General features: G+C 73.7%; 13 protein-coding genes and 1 pseudogene. 7 read left to right on the top strand and 7 right to left on the bottom strand.

The genetic code is table 11. From position 1 onward, the window contains the following. Positions 1-148: 148 nt before the first annotated feature. From AB0G63_RS31520 to AB0G63_RS31505, 4 genes are all read right to left on the bottom strand, one after another. Positions 149-1,375: a cytochrome P450 gene (locus AB0G63_RS31520; RefSeq protein ID WP_360757229.1), complete on the bottom strand. Its 1,227-nt coding sequence runs from the start codon at positions 1,373-1,375 to the stop codon at positions 149-151. Positions 1,376-1,577: 202 nt separating this feature from the next. After that, the gene (locus AB0G63_RS31515; protein WP_360757227.1) at positions 1,578-2,618 is read right to left on the bottom strand and encodes an NAD(P)-dependent alcohol dehydrogenase; all 1,041 of its coding nucleotides are present in this window, start codon (positions 2,616-2,618) and stop codon (positions 1,578-1,580) included. 22 nt (positions 2,619-2,640) lie between these two features. Next, positions 2,641-3,429 (bottom strand): SDR family NAD(P)-dependent oxidoreductase, encoded by a 789-nt coding sequence (locus tag AB0G63_RS31510; protein ID WP_360757224.1) that lies wholly within the window; start codon positions 3,427-3,429, stop codon positions 2,641-2,643. Positions 3,430-3,436: 7 nt separating this feature from the next. Then, positions 3,437-4,087 (bottom strand): TetR family transcriptional regulator, encoded by a 651-nt coding sequence (locus AB0G63_RS31505; RefSeq protein WP_360757309.1) that lies wholly within the window; start codon positions 4,085-4,087, stop codon positions 3,437-3,439. A gap of 232 nt (positions 4,088-4,319) precedes the next feature. Here AB0G63_RS31505 and AB0G63_RS31500 point away from each other — a divergent pair, with 232 nt between their 5' ends. The 6 genes from AB0G63_RS31500 (at position 4,320) to AB0G63_RS31475 (ending at position 11,448) form a co-directional block, all read left to right on the top strand. Further along, the gene (locus tag AB0G63_RS31500) at positions 4,320-5,669 is read left to right on the top strand and encodes a transaminase (protein WP_324789603.1); all 1,350 of its coding nucleotides are present in this window, start codon (positions 4,320-4,322) and stop codon (positions 5,667-5,669) included. A gap of 46 nt (positions 5,670-5,715) precedes the next feature. Next, entirely contained in the window at positions 5,716-6,156 is a 441-nt protein-coding gene (locus AB0G63_RS31495; RefSeq protein WP_360757222.1) for an Lrp/AsnC family transcriptional regulator, read from the top strand. Between the two features lie 258 nt (positions 6,157-6,414). Further along, positions 6,415-7,692: a PP2C family protein-serine/threonine phosphatase gene (locus tag AB0G63_RS31490; RefSeq protein ID WP_360757219.1), complete on the top strand. Its 1,278-nt coding sequence runs from the start codon at positions 6,415-6,417 to the stop codon at positions 7,690-7,692. A 126-nt stretch (positions 7,693-7,818) separates the two neighbouring features. Further along, a complete protein-coding gene (gene pgm / locus AB0G63_RS31485; RefSeq protein ID WP_360757216.1) occupies positions 7,819-9,459 on the top strand; it encodes a phosphoglucomutase (alpha-D-glucose-1,6-bisphosphate-dependent) in 1,641 nt (546 codons plus the stop codon). 121 nt (positions 9,460-9,580) lie between these two features. Further along, entirely contained in the window at positions 9,581-10,411 is an 831-nt protein-coding gene (locus tag AB0G63_RS31480) for a PP2C family protein-serine/threonine phosphatase (protein WP_360757214.1), read from the top strand. Positions 10,412-10,461: 50 nt separating this feature from the next. Beyond that, positions 10,462-11,448, top strand: a complete 987-nt coding sequence (locus tag AB0G63_RS31475; protein WP_360757211.1) for an MASE1 domain-containing protein — start codon at positions 10,462-10,464, stop codon at positions 11,446-11,448. A 9-nt stretch (positions 11,449-11,457) separates the two neighbouring features. Here AB0G63_RS31475 and AB0G63_RS31470 read toward each other — a convergent pair whose 3' ends face one another. From AB0G63_RS31470 to AB0G63_RS31460, 3 genes and pseudogenes are all read right to left on the bottom strand, one after another. Then, positions 11,458-11,931: a hypothetical protein gene (locus AB0G63_RS31470; protein ID WP_360757208.1), complete on the bottom strand. Its 474-nt coding sequence runs from the start codon at positions 11,929-11,931 to the stop codon at positions 11,458-11,460. 93 nt (positions 11,932-12,024) lie between these two features. Beyond that, positions 12,025-12,550, bottom strand: a pseudogene (locus AB0G63_RS31465) (GNAT family N-acetyltransferase). Between the two features lie 95 nt (positions 12,551-12,645). After that, positions 12,646-13,044, bottom strand: a complete 399-nt coding sequence (locus AB0G63_RS31460) for a hypothetical protein (RefSeq protein WP_360757205.1) — start codon at positions 13,042-13,044, stop codon at positions 12,646-12,648. A gap of 182 nt (positions 13,045-13,226) precedes the next feature. Between AB0G63_RS31460 and AB0G63_RS31455 the strand changes: the two genes are divergently transcribed. Continuing rightward, the gene (locus tag AB0G63_RS31455; protein WP_360757202.1) at positions 13,227-14,471 is read left to right on the top strand and encodes a cytochrome P450; all 1,245 of its coding nucleotides are present in this window, start codon (positions 13,227-13,229) and stop codon (positions 14,469-14,471) included. The last annotated feature ends 14 nt before the right edge of the window (positions 14,472-14,485 follow it).

Here is a 14,485-nt window from a genome sequence, read left to right as displayed (position 1 = left end):
GGGCGATCGGGACTAACTTGTGCACAGGTGAGTCCTCGGGACGCCGGGGCGGGCACCGGCACGATTCACAAAGCCCGGACCAGCGACGTAGGTTCGACGGGCCGCGGGGGCGCGACCGGGACGGGGGACTGGTCGGCCCCCCGCGGTCTCACCCGCGCAGCCGCACCGGGATCTCCTGCCAGCCGGACGCGATGAAGGACGGCACCTGCCGCAACTCCCGTTCGTCGACGGCCAGTCGCAAGCCGGGGAAGCGGTCGAAGAGGGCGGGCAGCGCGGTCAGCGCCTCCACGCGGGCGAGCGGAGCGCCGATGCAGCGGTGCACGCCGATGCCGAACGCCAGATGGTCGTCGGCGCCGCGGGCCGCGTCGAAGTGGTCCGCGGCCGGCCCGTAGTGCGCGGGATCGAGGCCCGCGGCGGCGTACGTGGTGATGATCGCGTCGCCCGCCGCGACGGTGACGTCGCCGACGGCGATGTCGCTGACGGCGAACCGCAACGGCAGAGCGGCGATGGACGGGTGCACCCGCAGCGTCTCGTCGACGACCGCGTCCCAGCCGATCGTCCCGGCCCGTACGGCCGCCAGCTGCTCCGGGTGCGTCAGCAGGGCGACCACCGCGTTGCCGATGAGGTTGACGGTGGTCTCGAAACCGGCGCCGATCACCAGCAGCAGCGTGTACAGCAGTTCCTCGTCGCTGAGCCGGTCGCCGTCCTCGTCGCGCACCCGGATCAGCTCGGTGGTGAGGTCGTCGCCGGGGTGCCGGGTGCGGTGGGCGATCAGCGCGGGCAGCACCGTGCCGATCTGCCGCTGCACCGAGGCGGCGTGCTCCGGGCTCGGGTCGGAGGTGTCCATGATGGCGGCGATCAGACGGGCGGTGTCGTCGACCAGTTCGTCCGGCACGCCGAACAGTTCGCAGATGATCCGCATCGGGAGGGGATGCGCCAGCGCCGCCTTGACGTCGACCACGTCCGTGCCGGAGGCCGCCATGGCGTCGAGCAGCCGCGTGGTGATCGCCTCGACGCGCGGATGCATGACCTCGGTGCGCCGCTGCGTGAAGCTCGGGGCCACCAGCTTGCGCAGGCGGGCGTGGTCGGCCCCGTAGGTGGACAGCATGTTGACCACGCCCACCCAGCCCAGGATCCAGCCCCAGGAGGGGTGTTCGCCGATCTCCGGCCACAGCTTCCAGTGCCGTCGCGGGTCCTTGCTGACCCGGGGGTCGAGGATCAGGTCCTTGAGGGTGTCGTAGCGGGTGGGCGCCCACGCGGGGATGCCGCCGGGCAGCTCGACGGGCACGATCGGGCCGTGGGCGCGCAGACGGGCGGTCTCGGCGGCGATGTCGGCGCCGAACGGATCGAGGGCGACGCGGTCGGTCACGGTCACGGCGGATCTCCAGGATGGTCACGGTCCGCGGCCCCTCGCGGAGACGCTCGCAGGACAGTACACACCGTCGCCGATCACTCGCGCTCGGTAGAGCTGAATTTCGCCGCCAGGATTGCCGATTCCTGATCGTTTCCGTGCTGGTCTCTGAACTGCCGTGCCGGTGCGGCCCGTTGGCGGGGCGCACCGGCACGGCGGGGGACCGTCAGCCGTTCGGGACGATCACCGCGCGTCCGCTGATCGTCCCGGCGTGCAGCCGCTCGTAGGCGAGCGGGGCGTCGTCCAGGGAGAAGGTCTCCGTGTGCACCGACACCGCGCCGGAGCGGGCCAGCGCGAGCACCTCGATCAGCTCGCTGCGGCTGCCCCAGTACGGGGAGCTGACCGACACCTCGAACGGCAGGTGCCCGAAGCCCACGGGCAGTGCCGCGCCGGCGATGCCGACGATGGAGATGTCGCCCTCGACGGCCGCGACGGCAGCCGCGGTGGCGACGGTGGGCTCGGCGCCTACGAAGTCGAACACCGCCTCCGCGCCGACGCCGCCGGTGATCTCGCGGACCGCGCCGGCCGCGGCGGCGTCGGACAGCACCGTCTCGTGCGCGCCGACCTCACGGGCCAGCCGCAGCTTGTCCTCGCTCACGTCGAGGGCGACGACCCGGGCCGGGGTCAGCGCCCGCAGCAGCTGGACCGCGACGTGCCCGAGCCCGCCCGCGCCGATGACGACCGCGGTGGTGCCCGGGACCAGCTTGGGCAGCGCCCGCTTGACGGCGTGGTACGGCGTCAGGCCGGCGTCGGTCAGCGGAACCGCCGCGACGGGGTCGAGCCCCTCCAGCGGCACCAGGTGCCGCGGGTCGTCCACGAGCAGGTACTCCGCCATGGAACCGGGCCTGCCGAGCCCCGGCGGGAAGATGCGCAGCTTCTCGGCCCGCAGGCAGTAGTTCTCCTTGCCCTCCGCACACTTGACGCAGGTGCCGCAGCCCCAGGGCCCGTACACCGCGACCGCGTCGCCCTCGCGCACGCCGGAGGCCCCGGCGCCCAGCGCCACGACCGTGCCGACGCCCTCGTGGCCGAGGGTGAGCGGGAGTTCGTACGGGAAGCCCTCGGCGGGCCAGCTCATCACCGCGATGTCGGAGTGGCACACGCCGGCGGCGGTGACCTTCAGCAGGACCTGTCCGGGGCCGGGTTCGGGATCGGGGACGGTGACCACCTCGGGGGCGGCGCCGATGGTGCGGTACTGCAGTGCCTTCATGACTCCTGCTCCTTCGCGCCGTTCAGACCGCGGTGTAGGCGCCGTCGACGAGGTGGTAGCTGCCGGTCACGAACGAGGCCCGGTCGGACAGCAGGAAGACGATCAGTTCGGCGACCTCCTCGGGGCGGCCGAGCCGGCCGGCGGGGTGCAGCCCGACCAGACCGTCGTAGGCCGCCTTGTCCATGCCCTGCAGCAGCGGCGTCTCGATGAAGCCGGGGCCGACCGCGTTGACCCGGATGCCCTTGGCCGCGTACTCGGCGGCCGCCGTCTTGGTCAGTCCCACGACGCCGTGCTTGGCGGCGACGTAGGCGGGGGAGCCGGGGAAGGCGACCGAGCCGAGGATGGAGGCCACGTTGACGATGGCGCCGCCATTTCCGGCCGCCTCCATCACGGGCAGCTCGTGGCGCAGGGAGTAGAAGACGCCGTTGAGGTTGGTGCTGATGACGCGCTCGTAGGCCTCGATGTCGTACTCGCCGGTGGGGGCGCTGGGGCCGCCGATGCCGGCGTTGTTCACGGCCAGGTCCAGGCCGCCGAAGGTGTCGACGGCGAAGGCGACGGCGGCGGCCACCGATTCGGGCCGCGTGACGTCCACCTTCACGGCGGCGGCGGAGATGCCCTCCGCCTTCAGCGCGGCGGCCGCCTTCTCGGCCCCTTCGGCGTTGTAGTCGGCGACGACCACGCCGGCGCCGCCGGCGCCCAGCCGGCGTGCGGTGGCCAGGCCGATGCCGGAGGCGGCGCCCGTGACGAGGGCGGTCTTCCCGGTGAACTCGGTCGCGTAGTCGGCGACGGGCTCGGGGGTGTGGGTGCTCATGGTGCTCTCACTCTTCGGTGGTGCTGTGCGCGGCCGCGGACGCGGCCTCGCCGGTCAGGGCGTCGTAGGCCCGCTCCACCAGGGCGGCGAGGTCTGCGGCTCCCGAGTCGTGACGGTCGTCTCCGCGGGCCCAGATGCGCAGGGCGGCGGTGAGGACACCGGCGGCGGCGTCCACCACGACGGCCGGGCGCACGTCCCGGACGTCGTCGGCGCCGAGCCGGCCGGCGATGATGCGGATCGACTCCTCCTGGGCGTCGACCCGGATGCGCTCGTAGGCGGCGAACAGCGCGGGCTCCCCGTCCACCAGGCCCAGCAGACGCCGCATCCGGGGGCGCACGTGCCAGGCCGGGTTGTCGCGGTCGGCGAGCCACTCGCGCACGGCCCGGCGGTAGGCGAGCAGCGGCGGCTCCGCCGGGGGCCGGGCGCGCAGCAGCGCGTTGATGCGGTCGCCGTCGCCGCGCACGAAGTCCAGGGCCGCGTCCTCCTTGCCGGTGAAGTACCTGCTGAAGGTGCGGCGCGTGACGTCCGCCCGCTCCGCGATCGCCTCCACCGTGGTGGCCGCCAGCCCGCGCTCGAGGATGAGGTCGAGGGCGGCCCCCGCCAGCGCGTTGCGGGTCTGCCGCGCCTTGCGCTGTCGGCGGTCCTCCGTGGCGGACATGGACTGCATCGCCTCCCTCGCCTCCATCGTGCGCCTTCCTCGCCCCCACCGGTCACCCTACCGCCTGATGTCCCATTGGGACAGATGTCCCGGCGGGACATGTTGCTGGACCTCGCAAGACGAAGGAATCGATCGCGCAGGCGACGGAAACAGTGGCTGCTACTTGTCCATACGATGTTTTCCGTCGTAGTGTCCGGCTGTTCGATCGGTACGCGACATCCCGAGGTGACCCATGGACCGCTCCCGCCTGCAGGACCTGCTGGCCCGCGAGAGGGCCGAGGCCGTGCGCCGCTGCCCGCGCTCGAAGGACGCCTACGGGCGTGCCGACCACCTGTTCGGCCGGGTGCCGATGACCTGGATGAACAAGACCGCCGGCCCCTTCCCGCGCTACCTGGCCACCGCGCGGGGCGCCCGCGTGACCGACATCGACGGGCACGAGTACATCGACTTCTGCCTGGGGGACACCGGCGCGATGGCCGGTCACTCCCCGGCCGTGGTGGCCGAGGCGGTCCGGCACCGGTTCGCCGACCAGGGCGGGGCCACGGCGATGCTGCCGACGGAGGACGCCGAACTCGTGGGCGCGGAACTGACCCGCCGCTTCGGCCTGGCCCGGTGGAGCTTCTCGCTCACGGCCACCGACGCCAACCGGTGGGCGATCAGGCTGGCGCGCGCCGTCACCGGCCGCCCGAAGATCCTCGTGAACAGCTACAGCTACCACGGCAGCGTCGACGAGTCGCTGATCGTGGTCGGGCCCGACGGCAACGGAACCGCCCGCCCCGGAAACGTCGGTGCTCCCTGCGACGTCACGCTGACCAGCCGCGTCGCGGAGTTCAACGACCTCGACCAGCTGGAGCGCGAGCTGGCCCACGGCGACGTCGCCGCCGTCCTGATGGAGCCCGCGCTCACCAACATCGGCATCGTCCTGCCCGAGCCGGGCTACCTGGCCGGAGTGCGGGAGCTGACCCGCCGGCACGGCACCCTGCTCATCAACGACGAGACGCACACCTTCTCGGCCGGACCCGGCGGCTGCACCGCCGCCTGGGGCCTGGAGCCCGACCTGCTCACCATCGGCAAGGCCATCGGCGGCGGCATCCCGGCCGGCGCCTACGGCCTGTCCGCCGAGCTGGCCGAGCGCCTGCTGGAGCGCGACGACCTCGACCTGGTCGACATGGGAGGCGTCGGCGGCACGCTCGCCGGCAACGCCCTGTCGATGGCAGCCGTACGCGCCACGCTGGAACACGTCCTCACCGACGAGGCCTTCGCCCGCATGGACGAACTGTCGCAGCGGTTCGAGGCCGGCGTGCGCGCGGGCATCGAGGCGCACGCGCTGCCCTGGTCGGTCAGCCGGCTCGGCGCCCGTACCGAGTACCGCTTCGCCGACCCGGCGCCGCGCACCGGCACCGAGTCCGCCGCGGCCGCCGACCCCGACCTGGAGGACTTCCTCCACCTCTACCTGGCCAACCGGGGCATCCTGCTGACGCCGTTCCACAACATGGCCCTCATGTGCCCCGACACGACCGAGCAGGACGTCGACGCCCACACGGAGCTGTTCGCCGCCGCCCTGTCCGAACTGGCCGGCTGACACGGCGACCGCGGAAGGCGGACAGCGGAAGGAAAGGACGACGCACGTGGACGAGATCGACCGGGCCATCCTGCGCGAGCTGCAGACCGACGGCCGCATCGCCTACGCCGACCTCGGGCCCCGGGTCGGGCTGTCGGCGTCGGCCGCCCGGCAGCGCCTGCAGAGGCTGCTGGACTCCAAGACCGTCCAGGTCGTCGGCGTCACCGACCCGATGTCCATGGGCGGGCAGGCCATGGCCCTCCTCGGCATCCGCGTGGACGGCGACCCGCGTCCGGTCGCCGACGAACTCGCCCGGCGCGCCGAAGTGGTCTACTCGGTGCTGACGTCGGGCGGCTTCGATCTGTTCGCCGAAGTGGTCGCGCCGGGGCCGCGGGAACTGCTCGACTTCGTCAACGACGTGGTGCGGCCGATCGAAGGCGTCGAACAGATCCAGCCGTTCCCCTACTTCGGCATCCACACCCACCGGTTCCTGTGGGACCTGGGCTGACTGGCGACCTGCAACTGCTGCGGGCGCGCCTCAACGGCGGCTGACGACGACTCGCCGGGGCCCGGCCGGCCGTGCGGCACACGGCGCGCCGGGCCCCGTGCGTGCCGGGCCCGCGCCCCGACCGACCCCGACCGCCGTCCCCCGCTGCCGCCCCGACCGCCGCCGTCCCCCGCTGCCGCGCCGACCCCGTATCCCGACCGGGTCGCTACCGGCCCGTCGGCCTCGCTGATGCTGGGATGGAGACGGCAGAAGGGAACGATGGTGGAACGTCAACGGGTTGCCACGCCCCGGCCGGGGCCGGCCGATCGATTCACCCTGGCGCAGCGGGCCGTCGCCGCGATCGGCACCACGCCGGACGAACGCGGCACAGCCGCGGAGTGCGCCCGTTTCCTGGTCGGGGAACTGTGCGACGCCGCGGCCGTCGACCTGCTCACGCGGCAGGAGGACCCGCGCGCACGGCGCGGCGCCCTGCGCGCCGCCGCCGCGGCGGGCCGCCGCGACCTGCTGGACGGCCTGCGGCACGTGCCGCGGCGCAGCATCCTGGTCCGCGCGCTGGACGCGGGCCACCCGATCACCGCCTCGCTCAGCCTCGACGGCCACGAACCGGTGGCCGCGCTGTCCGTGCCGCTCCTGGCCTGGGACCGGGCCTACGGAGTCGTCCTCGCGGTCCGCGCCGGCCGGGCGTTCGACGACGGCGAGGCCGCCGCGGTGCACTACGCCGCCCGGCTCACCGCCACCCATCTGCACCACGCCACCCATCTGCACCCGGCCACCCGTCTGCACCCGGCCACCCATCTGCACCGCGCCGCCGGACACCGCCCGCCGCGGGACACGGCCCCGCCCCTCGCGGCGGGCCCGCCCGCCGGACCGGGCCACCCGCACCCCGGCGTCGAGGTGGCCACCCGATTCGTGCCCGCCGGCCCCGGCACGGCGGTGGGCGGCGACTGGTTCGAGACCGTACGCCTGCGCCACGGCCGCACCCTCCTCGTCGTCGGCGACGTGATGGGGCACGGCCTGGACGCGGCGGTCGACATGAACGCCTACCGCTCGACGCTGCGCTACGTCGCCGCCGCCGGTCTGCCGCCGCACCGCGTCCTGCGCCGGATGGACGCCATCGCCGCCGCGGACGCCCGGCGCAGGCCCGCCACCTGCCTGCTCGCCCTGCTGGACCCGGCGGGCCGCTCGGTCGCCCTCGCCGCCGCCGGGCACCTCCCGCCGGCCGTCTTCCGCCCGGACGGCACCGGCGAGCTGCTCCCCCTGCCGGCCGGCCCGCCGCTGGGCGCCGGGCCGCCCGACCACACGACGACCACCCTGTCCCTGGGCGCGGGCGACACTCTGGTGATGTTCACCGACGGACTCGTCGAACGCCGCGGCGAGGACATCGACACCTCGCTCTCCCGGCAGGCCCGGCTGCGCCTGCACCCCGGCCTGGATGCCGGGCAGGTCCTGGACGAGGTCGTCGCCCGCCTGGCGACACCGCGGGCGGACGACGACATCGCCGTCCTCACCGCCCGTCTGCGGCCCCGGCCCGGCTGAGTCCGCCGCCCGGCCGGCCACCCCTCGCGGCGGGCCCTGTTCCGTGCGCTCTCGCACGGCGCCGGGGTGACGGGGGAAGATGGGCCGGCAGGCAACACAGGTCAACCGATGTGGAGGAGCGGGCACATGCAGCACGAGCGAGCGGGCAGGCCGGCCGGCCCCGAGGATCTCGTCGACGTCGCCCGGCTGGTCACCGCGTACTACGCGCTGCACCCGGACCCGGCCGACCCGGCGCAGCGGGTGGCGTTCGGCACGTCCGGGCACCGTGGATCGTCCCTGGCGACGGCGTTCAACGACGACCACATCGCCGCGACCAGCCAGGCCATCTGCGAGTACCGCGCCGCGCAGGGCACCGACGGCCCCCTCTTCCTCGGCGCCGACACCCACGCCCTGTCCGAACCCGCGCGGGTCACCGCGCTGGAGGTGTTCGCGGCCAACGAGGTGACGGTGCTCATCGACAGCGCCGACGGCTACACCCCGACCCCCGCGGTCTCGCACGCCATCCTCACGCACAACCGCGGACGCGCCTCCGCACTCGCCGACGGCGTCGTGGTCACCCCCTCGCACAACCCGCCCGCCGACGGAGGCTTCAAGTACAACCCGCCGAGCGGCGGACCGGCCGGCTCCGACGCCACCTCCTGGATCCAGGACCGCGCCAACAGCATCATCGCGGGCGGCCTGAAGGACGTACGGCGCATCCCCCTCACCCGGGCGCTCGCCGCGCCCACCACCGCCCGCCACGACTTCCTCGGCGCCTACGTCGCCGACCTGCCGAGCGTGCTGGACCTGGACGCGGTCCGCGCCGCCGGCGTGCGCATCGGCGCCGACCCCCTGGGCGGGGCGTCGGTCGCCTACTGGGGCCGCATCGCCGAGCAGCACCGGCTCGACCTGACCGTGGTCAACCCGCTCGCCGACCCCACCTGGCGGTTCATGACGCTCGACTGGGACGGCAAGATCCGCATGGACTGCTCCTCGCCGTACGCGATGGCCTCCCTCATCGAACAGCGCGACCGCTTCCAGATCGCCACCGGCAACGACGCCGACGCCGACCGGCACGGCATCGTCACGCCCGACGCGGGCCTGATGAACCCCAACCACTACCTGGCCGCCGCCATCGCCTACCTCTACGCCCACCGCGAGCAGTGGCCCGCCGGCACCGGGATCGGCAAGACGCTGGTGTCCTCCGGGATGATCGACCGCGTCGCCGCCGACCTGGGGCGCCGGCTGGTCGAGGTGCCCGTCGGGTTCAAGTGGTTCGTCGACGGGCTGGTCGACGGCTCGCTCGGTTTCGGCGGCGAGGAGTCGGCCGGCGCGTCGTTCCTGCGCCGCGACGGCTCGGTGTGGACCACGGACAAGGACGGCATCATCCTCGCGCTGCTCGCCTCCGAGATCCTGGCCGTCACCGGCAAGACGCCCTCCGAGCACTACGCGGCCCTCACCGCCCGCTTCGGCGCGCCCGCCTACGCCCGCATCGACGCCCCTGCCACCCGCGAGGAGAAGGCGCTGCTCGCCAAGCTCTCGCCCGCTCAGGTCGGCGCGGACACACTGGCCGGAGAGGCCGTCACCGGAGTGCTGACCGAGGCTCCGGGCAACGGCGCGCCCATCGGTGGCATCAAGGTCACCACCGAGAACGCGTGGTTCGCGGCCCGTCCCTCGGGCACCGAGGACGTGTACAAGATCTACGCCGAGTCCTTCCGCGGCCCCGACCACCTGCGCCAGGTGCAGGAGGAGGCCAAGGACGTGGTGATGGCGGCCCTGGGCGGCTGACGCCGACGGCGTGCGCCGTGCTTCCGCCGGCCGGGAGCACGGCACCCCACCTTGTCGCCCGAAATGGTTAATATGAGGGAGTTTCAATCTGAAGGGGCTGATGCCCTCACCGGAGTGATCCATGTTCCGCACGCGCCCGACGGACGACGGGGACGAACTGCTGGCCAGGCTGTCCTCGCTGACTGCCCAGGCGCGCGAACTCGCGCAGCAGCAGCGCTCCCGCGTAGAGCTGGCCATCGCCCTGCAGCGCGGCATGCTGCCCCGGGACCTGCCCGAGGTCCCCGGCTACCGGCTGGCCGTCCGCTACGCGCCGGCCTGCCACGGCCTCAACGTGGGCGGCGACTGGTACGACGCCTTCACCATGCCCGACGGCCGGCTCGGGCTGTCCATCGGCGACGTGCAGGGCCACAACATCGAGGCGACCGCCTTCATGGGCCAGGTCCGGGTCGGCCTACGGGCGCTCGCCTCCGTCACCGGCGAGCCGGGCGAACTGCTGGCCTGCACCAACGACCTGCTGTTGTCCCTCGGCACGGACCTGTTCGCCACCTGCACCTTCATGCGGCTCGACCCGGCGACGGGCGTCCTGGAGAGCGCGCGGGCCGGCCACACCCCGCACATCTGGGCCACGGCGGACGGCAAGTCCGGCGTCGCCGAGACCCGCGGCGGCCCCCCGCTCGGCGTCCTGGCGGGGGTGCGGTACCCGGTGACCCGGCACCGGCTCACCACGGGCGGCGTCTTCATCATGCTCACCGACGGGGTGGTCGAGGGGCCCACCCTGAACGTCGACGAGGGCCTCGACCGGGTGGCGCGGCTGGCAGGCGCCGCCGCGGTCGCGGGGATGGAGGCGGGCGCGCTCGCCGACGCCGTGCTGAAGGTGGCCGAGCGGGTGGGCCACGAGGACGACGCGGCCGTGCTCGTGGTCGGCCACGACCGGCCCGGCGTTCAGCCATAGGGCCCGACGCCGGGGCTCTCGCCTCGCCGCCGCGCCGGGACCGGTGTCTGATGGCAACTGTGGTGACTACCCAGGACCTGCGGCGGACCGGTGCCTACGTCCTCCAGACGCTGGCCGTGGCCGCTGCGTACTTCCTGGGCGGCCGGCTGGGGCTGCTGGGCCACCTCGCCGCCAAGCACGCGATCATCTCACCCGTCTGGCCCCCCACCGGCATCGCCTTGGCCTGCCTGCTGGTGCTCGGTCTGCGCTGCTGGCTCGGCATCGCCCTCGGCGCCTTCCTCGTCGTCGCGTCCGTCGCCCCCTCCCTGCAGCCCAGCGCCATCGGCACGGTGTTCGGCAGCACCGCCGCGCCCGTCGTCGCCTTCCTGCTGCTCCGCGCCGTCGGCTTCAGCGCCGACCTCGGCCACCTGCGGGACGGCCTCGAACTGGTGTTCCTGGGGGCGTTCGCCGCGATGACGATCAGCGCCACCAGCGGCGCCCTGCTCCTGCTGATCACGGACAAGATCCCCGCGGGCGGCTTCTGGACGGTGTGGCTGGGATGGTGGGTGGGCGACGCCATGGGCATCCTGATCGTCACCCCGATCCTGCTGATGCTGCGTCACGCGCGATGGCCCATGGACATGTCCCGGTGGAAGGAAGCCGTCGGCACGGCGCTCCTGATCGCCGCTCTGGTGCCCCTGTTCAGCTACAACGACGTCAGCACGCTGTTCCTCGTCTACCCGCTGCTGATCTGGACGGCCCTGCGGTTCCAGCTCATGGGCAGCATGCTGTGCGCCCTGTACGCCTCCGTCATGGCGACCCTCGTCGCGATGGACCGGGTCGGCCCGTTCGACCATCTGACCCGGGCCGAGGTCCTGATGAAGCTCCAGGCGTTCAACGGTTCCATGGCCCTGACCGCCCTGCTCCTGTCCGCCGTGATCACCGAGCAGCTCAACACCAGGAGGTCGGTGGCACAGGCATGCCGGGAACTGGTCACGGTGCTGGAACACCTCACCGCGGGGGAGGCGCCGGAGGCCCGGCGGCCCGAGGAGCGCTGAGCCCGCCCGTCAGTTCCACAGGGGCAGGGTGACGGTTCGCGGGTGGATGTCCGGCCTGCTGCCGTGGTACTCGAGGGTCAGCCGGGTGAAGTGCCGGACGTGCGGCCGCTTGTTCCAGGGCTCCGGGCGGCCGAGCCGGACGGTGACGCGATAGGAGCGGAAGGTGCCCGCCGCGCAGTAGGGCTTGCAGTCGTTGACCGCGTTCACGCCCTCGGCCGTCGCCGAGTCCGATCCCCACCGGGACCAGTGCAGGGCGGTCAGGCGGCTGTTGCCGTCACCGCAGGCGAGCATGAAGCCGACGGGACGTACCCGCGGGTGCCAGAGGCAGTCGACCAGCACGGGAAGCCGCGGCCGCTGCTGCGCGACCTGCCCGGCCGACGCGGCCGCCGATGCCGGTCCGGCGGCGGAGGGAGCCGCTCCGGCCGCCGCGAGCGACGCGGCGCAGCACACCGCGACCGCCGTGCCCCATCCGCCTGTACGCATGACCCCTCCCCGGTGACGCCGGCCGGTCCGTCCCGCTTCCGAAGCTACGACCGGACCCGCCGATCCACCACCCGAACGGCCCACGGCGACCGGTCAGCAGCCGCGGCGACGCAGATGGAGACAGCCGTCGGGCGGGAACGCCGGGGGCGCCGCGGGCACGGACCAGGCCGGTTCGTACCGGCACTTCCGCGCGACGCGGCAGGAAGCGGTGTTGTCGGCCTGATGGAGCAGCCGGAGCCGCGCGAGCCCGTCCTCGGCGAAGGCGGCGAAGGCGGCGAAGGCCCAGTCGGTCAGCGCGCCCGGTGCTCTCGGCGCCACACCGCGACCGCGGGCGTGCGCGGCGGTCCAGTAGCCGACGTCGCCGGACGGTGCGCCGGACGCGGGACGCTTGAGGACCACGTGTCCCGCCTGCCGCCCGTCCTCCCCGGCGGGGGAGACTTCCACCACGGCGAAGGCGAAGCGCTCGCCCGCCTCGCGTGCCTCGCGCTGGGCCCGCACCCACCGTGCGGCGCCGGCTTCGTCCCGCACGGCGGCGCTCGGCCGACGGCGCAGGGCGTCGTCGCGGAAGACGTCGACCAGGGCGGCGGCGTCGGCCGTGTCGCCACGGGCGCAGGAGCAGGGCGGGCGCCGACGGCGTGGCGGGTGCTTGCAGGTGCTCTGTCACCTCGTTCACCGGGGCGGCGTACGCAGCCGTAAGCCCGTGTGGTTCGGAGGTCAGGACGGGCAGCAGGCGTCGGTGGCCAGGCAGGTGCTCAGGGCCGAGTGCAGGCGTGCCGCGCTGGTCCATTCGCGGCCGCGGGACGGCGGTACGTGCCAGTGCGGGCCGGGGCCCGTGGTGCGGTGCAGGGGCGGGACCACGACGTGCGAGCCCGAGGTCAGGACGGACACCGGGGCGAGGCTCCAGTCGGCCGCGGAGCCCGGCCGGATCAGCCAGTACAGGATGCGGCCGTAGCCGTCCGTGATCACGGCTCCCGTCTCGTCCCCCAGGTGCCGCAGCGCGTGCAGGCCCAGGTCGAGCGGTACCCGGACGGCGTCCCACCAGTAGCCGGCGGCCAGCAGCTTCGCCTCGGGACTGTCCCGCGGCATCCACCGTGGAGCCCAGCTGCCTGTCATCACCCTCACCGGTCCTCCCGTCCGACGTCCCGACCCTAGGGCCGGCGCGGTGCCGCCGACTTGCGGTCACGCGCACGGAAGTTGTGACGGTACGCAGCACGCGCGGCCGGACCTCGTCCGGCCCCGCGACGGCGACGTAGCGTTACGGGCCGTATCGGCGCAGGAACATCCAGGAGGCTGCGATGGGTCACCCCGACCCCTTAGTGATCGACCCGACGGGCCGGGACATCCACGGCGAGGCCGCCCGGATCCGCGAGCGCGGACCGGTGACCCCGGTCGAACTCCCCGACGGCGTCGCGGCGTGGGCCGTCAGCGACCCCGGCCTGCTCAGGCGCCTGCTCACCGACCCCCGCGTCTCCAAGGACCCGCGGCGCCACTGGAACAGCTGGATCAACGGCGAGATCGCCCCCGAGTGGCCGCTGTTCACCTGGGTGGCGGTGCAGAACATGTTCACCGCGTACGGCGGTGAGCACAAGCGCCTGCGCGCGCTGGTCTCCAAGGCGTTCACCGCCCGCCGCACCGCCGCGCTCCAGCCCCGGATCGAGGAGATCACCCGGAACCTGCTGGACCGGGTGGAGCAGGCCGGGCGGGACGGGCGCCCCGTCGACCTGCGGGAGGACTTCTGCTACCCGCTGCCGATCCAGGTGATCAGCGAGCTGTTCGGCCTGCCCGAGGACCAGGGCGCGGAACTGCGGGCCGTCGTGGACGGCATCTTCCACACCTCCGCCACCCCGGAGGAGGTCACCGACATCTACACCCGGTTCTACGCCGCGCTCGCCAAGCTCGTCGCGCTCAAGCGGGAGTCGCCCGGCGACGACCTGACCACCGCTCTCATCGCGGCCCGTGACGACGAGGACGGCACCCGGCTCAGCGAGCAGGAACTCCTCGACACCCTGGTGCTGATGGTCAGCGCGGGCCACGAGACCACGGTCAACCTCCTCGACAACGCCGTGCACGCCCTGCTCACCCACCCCGACCAGCTCGCCCTCGTCCGCGACGGCAGCGCCTCCTGGGACGACGTGATCGAGGAGACGCTGCGCGTCGAGGCGCCGGTCGCCAGCCTGCCGCTGCGGTACGCCGTGGAGGACCTGGTGATGGAGGAGTTCGGCGGCCCCGCCGGTGTCGTGATCGGCAAGGGCGAGGCGATCCTGGCCGCGTACGCCGCCGCCGGGCGCCACCCGGGCAGGTACGGCGACGACGCGGACCGCTTCGACGTCACCCGTGCCGACAAGGAGCACCTGTCCTTCGGGTGCGGCGTGCACTTCTGCCTGGGGGCTCCGCTGGGACGGCTGGAGGCGCGGATCGCGCTGCCGGCGCTCTTCGACCGCTTCCCGGGGCTGCGCCCGGCGGTGCCCGGGGAGGAGCTGGAGCCGGTGGATTCCTTCATCTCCAACGGCCACCGCTCCCTCCCGGTGCACCTGCGCTGATCACTCCCCGCGCC

The organism is Streptomyces sp. NPDC020996 (assembly GCF_040641355.1).
Classification (GTDB): domain Bacteria; phylum Actinomycetota; class Actinomycetes; order Streptomycetales; family Streptomycetaceae; genus Streptomyces.
This window is presented reverse-complemented; position numbering and strand designations above follow the sequence as displayed.